Below are 6518 nucleotides of genomic sequence, written 5' to 3'. Positions count from 1 at the left end.
GCAGTGCTCGCAATCGGCTCGGGATCAAACTCCTTATCGATCACGGCAATGTTGAGTAGGTACGGGCGAACTGTTGAGTAAATTACAGTTCCAGGTTTCACCAGCTTTCTCGCCCGAGAAGGTGCGTTTGCGGCTTCTGTCAATGCTGGCTCAGCAACGACACCCTTCTCATTGTCTATCGCCGACACATCAATGTAGCTGAATTGCTTATCAGGAACCTTTTGTCCCCAATCTCTACAGATATTTCCAAGAGGTACCCATGACCAACTCTTTGGAAGCTCATAGGGGGCGGCATCTATCGCTACATCTTTCTTTGCCCGGATTTCTTTTGCAGCAATCAGCTTGCTCTTCTCAGACTCAATCCTTTCCATCAAAACCGAAGCGGGCTCATCATTCGAATCCTGCGGCACCAATTTCCCCTGCACCGCAAGCTGAAGAATCAACTCCCGCAGCTTCCGCACCCCGTTGGGCGCATCGGCCAGGTGTCCGAAATTGGCGAAGAACGTCTCAACGGTCATGCCGACTCCCTCTCCGCATCGGCATCCCGCTCCAGGGCACCCATCAATTCCTGCTTCAGCTTCTCCCGCGTCTCGGCAACGCTGGCGAGAAGCGTCTTGTACTCGGCCAACAATTCTTCGGGATCGCCGTGATCATCCTCGACGGTGTTGGGGTTCTTGATATCAAGGTTGTAGCCGTTGGCCTTGATCTGCTCAACCGATACCTTCCACGCCTGCTCGCTCTCCTCCCGCCCGGATCTTTCCTCCCCTCCCCACCAACTCTTCTCGGGCGCGAACTCCTCGATGCGCATCGGCCTGGTCTTGTTGTAGCTCTTTGCCCCTTCGGGATAAGGATGCTCGTAGTACCAGACCTCTTTGGTCGGCTCCCCCTTGGTGAAGAAGAGCAGGTTGGTCTTGATGCCGGTGTAGGGGTTGAAGACGCCGTTGGGCAGGCGCACCACGGTGTGCAGGTTGCACTCGTCGAGCAGCTTCTCCTTGATGCGGGTCTTGACCCCCTCGCCGAAGAGGGTGCCGTCGGGCAGGACGATGGCGGCGCGGCCGCCGTCCTTGAGCAGGTGCATGATCAGCACGAGAAACAGGTCGGCCGTCTCGCGGGTGCGGAAGCTGGCCGGGAAGTTGGCCTCGATGCCGTCCTCCTCGGTACCACCGAAGGGCGGGTTGGTGACGACCAGATCCACGCGATCCTTGGGGCTGTAATCACGCAGGGGGCGCGCCAGGGTGTTGTCGTGGCGGATATTGGATGGCACCTCGATGCCGTGCAGCAGCATGTTGGTGGTGCAGAGCAGGTGCGGCAGAGCTTTCTTCTCGACGCCGAAGATCGATTTCTCCAAGAGTTTCTCGTCCTCGGCGGTCTTGGCGTACTTGCCGCGTACATGCTCGATGGAACAGGAGAGGAAGCCGCCGGTGCCGCAAGCCGGATCGAGGATCTTCTCGCCGAGATGGGGATCAACCATATCGACCATGAACTGGGTCACAGCGCGCGGGGTGTAGAACTCGCCGGCGTTACCAGCGCTCTGCAGGTCCTTGAGGATCTGCTCGTAAATGTCACCGAAGGTGTGGCGGTCGGAGGAGCGGTTGAAGTCGATCTCGTTGATCTTGTTGACCACCTGTCGGATCAACGTGCCGTTCTTCATGTAGTTGTACGCATCCTCAAAGACCGAGCGCACCACGATGCCGCGCCCGTTTGTGCCAGCATTCAGCTCCAGCTCTTTAAGGGTCTTAAACAGGTCATTATTGATGAAATCGAGCAGTTCGTCGCCGGTGATCCCCTCGGCATCGGCGGCCCAATTGCGCCAGCGCAGCTTCTCCGGAATCGGCGAGGTGTAGTTATCCTGAAGCAGTTCGAGCTCCTGCTCCTGGTCGTCGAAGATTTTCAGGAAGAACATCCAGACAAGCTGACCGATGCGCTGCGCGTCGCCGTCGACGCCTGCGTCCTTGCGCATGATGTCCTGAATCGATTTGATGGTGGTGGAAACGGTCATGATTGATTTGCTTCCTCTTGCAGTAAATCCAATTTCAAGGTTCCCGGCGTGCTGCCAGCATCAACAATAAACTTAGGACCGGGATAGTTGGCAATACCTTCGGGGGAGAGCGTGCGGATATATATTAGATTTTCACTCTGGCGGTGAAAGCAGATTACACTTCCCCTTTTTATGTCATCAACCACTTCGATATTATCGCCAGCCTTAACTGGCAGCGGTAAGGTGCCGTTATACTCGAACATATAGACGAATCTCCTCTTTAAGGGAAATTTGTATCAATCTTTCATCTCCAGCGAATCACCCTTATCTTGGGACATTGATGTACATAATTGGATTGGCCGCACCTTGGGGGAAATAATCTGCCACGGAACGATCAATATACCTCTTTCGCATCGTCTCAGGCGCAAGCTCTCCGAGGAACTCCCAGCGGCCCTTGTAGGATACATCATGGAGCGGACGGGTCTGGTAGGGGGTGGACGCAGCGGAGTGCCAGGACTGGATCTCGAAGACCTCGCGGATGATGCCGCCGGCAACGGTAAAAGCGTACCGTGCTTTTTCGCGCCTCTCCCCTATCACCCAGACGCCACGGGTGGCTTCGTAAAGCGCTTGCGCGGATATCCCCGGGAAGTACATCTGGTTGATTCGGATCAAGAGCGCGGGTTCCTCGATAGGTGTTGCTACTCCCGTGAACGACATTATTCCCTCCACAATCTCCAAGATGCCTTAAAATGCCATTGGCCCGGCAGAATCGTGAAGATAGGCCTCCGCCCCTTCCTCGATCTTGAAGCCGATTTTTTCTCTGTCCTGCTTGGTGGGCTGCATCAATTGGCGGATGGCATCGAAAACCAGTCGGAACTGTCCTTCGTACTTCTGCTCGAGGGCGTCGAGACGCGCCGCCAGGTCGGCGTGGGAGGATAGCATTTTGCGCAGGCGGACGAAAGTGCGCATGATCTCGATGTTGACCTGCACCGCCCGTGGGCTGTGCAGGACGCTGGAGAGCATCGCCACCCCCTGCTCAGAGAAGGCGTAGGGGGGCGTGCGGCGGCCACCCCACTGACTTGAGGTTCCAATCTGGAACCTCAAGTCTGCAAACTCCTGATTTGTCAGCTGGAACATGAAGTCGGCGGGGAACCGTTCGAGGTTTCTTTTGACAGCCTTTACCAAGTTCTTGGTTTCGACGCCGTAAAGTTCCGCCAAGTCTTCATCGAGGATGACCTTGTCCCCACGGATGAGGCGAATGGAGCGTTCGACCAGCAACAGATCAACCTGTGTCCTCTCCATGCTCCCCTCCCCAACTGCTAAAACTTGAGGTCACAAATTGTGACCTCAAGTTTGTAAGTTGTCGATTTACTGCGATATCACAGTTCGGTAGAGCTGGTCCTCAAGATCCCTTACGGCCGCGTCGAAGGCGGGTCGGCCTCCGAAGGCCCGGACGATCTCCACCGGGGTGCCGAAACGATCCAGCGGCTGAACCCGCAGAATTTTGAGATCTTCGATACTCTCGACGCCTTCGTCGGCGTATTTCTCCAATAGCGCATCCAAAACGCCCCGTGCCTGCTCGCAGTATTTCGTGAAGTAGTTACGCTTACGCACATTCTCGACCCGCTCTCGCCGAGTCAGTGGCGGCTGGTCGAAGGCGACATGGCAGATGAGGTCAAACGGCCCGAAATCCTTGCCGATCTCATTGGCCAGAGCATCCCAGATCACGCCCTGCTCGGCCAGCTCATCAATCATCGCCTGTTTTTTGTCTACCCCATTCCAGCGAAGTAAAAAGTCACGGAGAGTGGAATATTCTTTTTGGACGGTCTTTTTGGTGTAGTCCTTGAGAGACTCGGTGATCAGTTTGCCGTCGGGACCGTAGTACTGAACCCTTTCTGCAACCACGAAAAAGGGAACATCGCCAACGACATATTTGCGGCGCGGTTCAGGGTCTTCGGGTCCCGGTGGCGGCTCGGGTGGCGGAGGGAGGTCTTCAGGGGGACCCTCTGGTTCGGGTGGATCTGGAGGCAGCGGCCGATCCTCAGGGCCCGGTTCGTAAATCACAACGGGGTCGCCATCGAAATCAGGGTCGGCGAACAGTTCAGTCGCCTTCTTGAAATCCATGATGGTGAAGTAGAACTTGCCGTAGTCCTCGTTGATGCGAGTGCCCCGGCCGATAATCTGCTTGAAGGTGGTCATCGACTGAATGGTCTGGTCGAGCACGATCAACTTGCAGGTCTGGGCATCGACGCCGGTGTTCATCAGTCGTGATGTGGTGGCTATGACCGGATAGCGGCTCTCCGGGTCAATGAAGTTATCCAGCTCCATTTTGCCGAGCTGGTCGTCACCGGTGATCTTCATCACGTACTTGCTGTTTTCGGCGGCGAGATCCTTGTTGGCGTTGACCAGTTCTTGCCGCATCCGCTCGGCGTGGTCGATGTCTTCGCAAAAGACGATGGTCTTGTCAAAGCGGTTGCTGGCCTTGAGAAAATCGGAGACCTTGCGGGACACCAGCCGGGTTCGCAGCTCCATAACCAGTTCACGGTCCATATCCTTGAGGTTGTAAACCCGGTCGGGAATCAGGTTGCCGTTTTTGTCGACCTGGCCCTGCGTCGGTCGCCATCCTTGCAGGTCTTTGTCGAGGTCAATACGCACCACCTTGTAAGGGGCGAGGAAACCATCGTCAATCCCCTGCCGCAGGGAATAGGTATAAACCGGGTCGCCAAAGTAGGTGATGTTGGACACCTCCTTGGTTTCCTTTGGCGTTGCCGTGAGGCCTATGTGGGTGGCGGCGGAGAAGTAATCGAGTATCTCCCGCCAAGCAGAATCTTCGGCGGCGCTGCCACGATGACATTCGTCGATCACCACCAGGTCGAAGAAATCGGGAGAGAACTGCTTGTAGATATTCTTTTCTTCTTCGGTGCCGGTGACCGCCTGGTAGAGAGACAGGTAGATTTCATAGGCCTTGTTGACCTGGCGCTTTTCTATCTTAGTCATCGCCTGACCGAACGGCTTGAAGTCGTTGGTCTTGGTCTGATCGACCAGAATGTTGCGATCGGCGAGGAAGAGGATGCGCTTCTTGGCTTTGGACTTCCACAGCCGCCAGATGATCTGAAAAGCAGTGTAAGTCTTGCCGGTGCCCGTCGCCATGACCAGCAGGATGCGATCCTGCCCTTTGGCAATGGCTTCAACGGTCCGGTTGATGGCGACCCGCTGGTAATAGCGCGGCTCCTTGCCACTGCCGTCACTGTAGTAGGGGTGGGAAACCACCTGTTCAACCGACGGGTTCAGCCCTTTCCAGGATCTGAACTTCTGCCAGAGATCCTGTGGTGAGGGGAAATCCGCAAGGGTTAAATTCGTTTCTATGGGGTTGGACTGACCGGTGCGGTCGTGAAACAGAAAGCCATCGCCGTTGGAGCTGAATACGAACGGCACATCGAGCGCCTCGGCGTAATCAAGGGCCTGCTGCATACCGTGGCCAACGGAGTGAGTGTTGTCTTTGGCCTCGATAACGGCGATGGGGATGTTCGGCTTGTGGTAGAGGACGTAGTCGGCACGCTTGGCCTTGCCGCGCGTGTGAAGTTTGCCGCGAACGATGATGCGGCCAGCGGTGAAGGATACTTCTTCGCGCACCTGGGTATGGATATCCCAGCCGGCATTTTGAATTGCAGGAGTGATGAATTTGGTGCAGATGTCACGTTCGGAAAGGCTTTGCTTTGACATGCCCCCTCCAGGCGGGGTTCACCCCAATAATCACAATGCATAGAAAAGGCATCAAAAGTCATTGCTGGGCTGAACAGACCCTCTTCTTACCCCAAAACCAGTACCCGCAGGCAGCGATACCGTCAGTCATAAAATATGTATTAAAGTAATCCCTTTAAAAAAAGCTGTCAATTCCATTCCGTTTCACCGTGTCTCAAATTATCCCATATGCCTCACATGCCCCCCTGACCATATATTTTTACTGCCGTTATCATCCAACCCTGGACGGTTTGTCCGGCTGAAGAGCAAAGCCCCGGCAAATCGTCCGGATAAGTAAAATCGGCGGCCTAATGGCCGCCGTTTTCATAAGATTCGCTGACTAGAACGGTGAAAAACACCGGCCGCAACGATCCATCACCGCAAAGACGTTGCACACCTCGGACAGGTCAGCATGCTGGTCGACGGCACCTTGTGACCGCAGGTCGGGCAGTTGAACCAGTACTTGCAGTGCTTGCACTGGGGTTCGGACAGGCCCTGCTTTTTCTTGCACTTGGGACACTGGCGATACATCTTGCGGCTGTCCATATATTCCTTGAGCAGCAGTCCGCAGCGGGGGCAGGTTTCAACGTCTTTTTTGCGGATATCGGCCCCGCAACCCTGGTTCGGGCAGACGAAGACCGTTCTGCAGGCCTTGCACCAGAATTTACCTTTCTGTTCTTCTTTACAAACCGGACACTTATCCATAAATCCTCATTTTTCTCACACTCAGATCATACACCGCAGCCGTATTGCGGCCGAGCCAGAGCCAACCGGCGCCGACCCCAACACCCCCCTGCAG

General features: G+C 55.5%; 6 protein-coding genes and 1 pseudogene. All 7 read right to left on the bottom strand.

The genetic code is table 11. From position 1 onward, the window contains the following. Positions 1-518: pseudogene (locus tag ABYV89_RS13280) on the bottom strand (hypothetical protein); the annotation flags it as partial. Further along, complete coding sequence (locus ABYV89_RS13275; protein WP_432823428.1) at positions 515-1999, bottom strand: N-6 DNA methylase; 1485 nt, start codon at positions 1997-1999, stop codon at positions 515-517. The pseudogene ABYV89_RS13280 and the gene ABYV89_RS13275, both read right to left, overlap by 4 nt. Then, the gene (locus tag ABYV89_RS13270; RefSeq protein ID WP_432823427.1) at positions 1996-2241 is read right to left on the bottom strand and encodes a hypothetical protein; all 246 of its coding nucleotides are present in this window, start codon (positions 2239-2241) and stop codon (positions 1996-1998) included. The genes ABYV89_RS13275 and ABYV89_RS13270 overlap by 4 nt, the downstream gene beginning before the upstream one ends. 61 nt (positions 2242-2302) lie before the next feature. Beyond that, on the bottom strand, positions 2303-2695 hold the full coding sequence (locus ABYV89_RS13265) for a hypothetical protein (RefSeq protein WP_432823426.1): 393 nt from the start codon (positions 2693-2695) through the stop codon (positions 2303-2305). A 27-nt stretch (positions 2696-2722) separates the two neighbouring features. Beyond that, positions 2723-3280, bottom strand: coding sequence for an ORF6N domain-containing protein (locus ABYV89_RS13260; RefSeq protein ID WP_432823425.1), 558 nt, complete (start codon positions 3278-3280; stop codon positions 2723-2725). Between the two features lie 66 nt (positions 3281-3346). Beyond that, complete coding sequence (gene hsdR / locus ABYV89_RS13255; RefSeq protein ID WP_432823424.1) at positions 3347-5701, bottom strand: EcoAI/FtnUII family type I restriction enzme subunit R; 2355 nt, start codon at positions 5699-5701, stop codon at positions 3347-3349. 393 nt (positions 5702-6094) lie between these two features. Beyond that, positions 6095-6424, bottom strand: a complete 330-nt coding sequence (locus ABYV89_RS13250) for a hypothetical protein (RefSeq protein ID WP_432823423.1) — start codon at positions 6422-6424, stop codon at positions 6095-6097. Positions 6425-6518: the final 94 nt, after the last annotated feature.

This window comes from Trichloromonas sp., assembly GCF_041583255.1.
Taxonomy (GTDB): Bacteria; Desulfobacterota; Desulfuromonadia; order Desulfuromonadales; family Trichloromonadaceae; genus Trichloromonas.
Note: the sequence above shows the minus strand (reverse complement) of the source record. Positions and strands in the feature narration are given on the sequence as shown.

Bases quoted from the DNA above. Each gene is read 5' to 3' on its own strand.
- ABYV89_RS13275 (WP_432823428.1), bottom strand. From the start codon at position 1,999: ATGACCGTTTCCACCACCATCAAATCGATTCAGGACATCATGCGCAAG.
- ABYV89_RS13270 (WP_432823427.1), bottom strand. From the start codon at position 2,241: ATGTTCGAGTATAACGGCACCTTACCGCTGCCAGTTAAGGCTGGCGAT.
- ABYV89_RS13265 (WP_432823426.1), bottom strand. From the start codon at position 2,695: ATGTCGTTCACGGGAGTAGCAACACCTATCGAGGAACCCGCGCTCTTG.
- ABYV89_RS13260 (WP_432823425.1), bottom strand. From the start codon at position 3,280: ATGGAGAGGACACAGGTTGATCTGTTGCTGGTCGAACGCTCCATTCGC.
- hsdR (WP_432823424.1), bottom strand. From the start codon at position 5,701: ATGTCAAAGCAAAGCCTTTCCGAACGTGACATCTGCACCAAATTCATC.
- ABYV89_RS13250 (WP_432823423.1), bottom strand. From the start codon at position 6,424: ATGGATAAGTGTCCGGTTTGTAAAGAAGAACAGAAAGGTAAATTCTGG.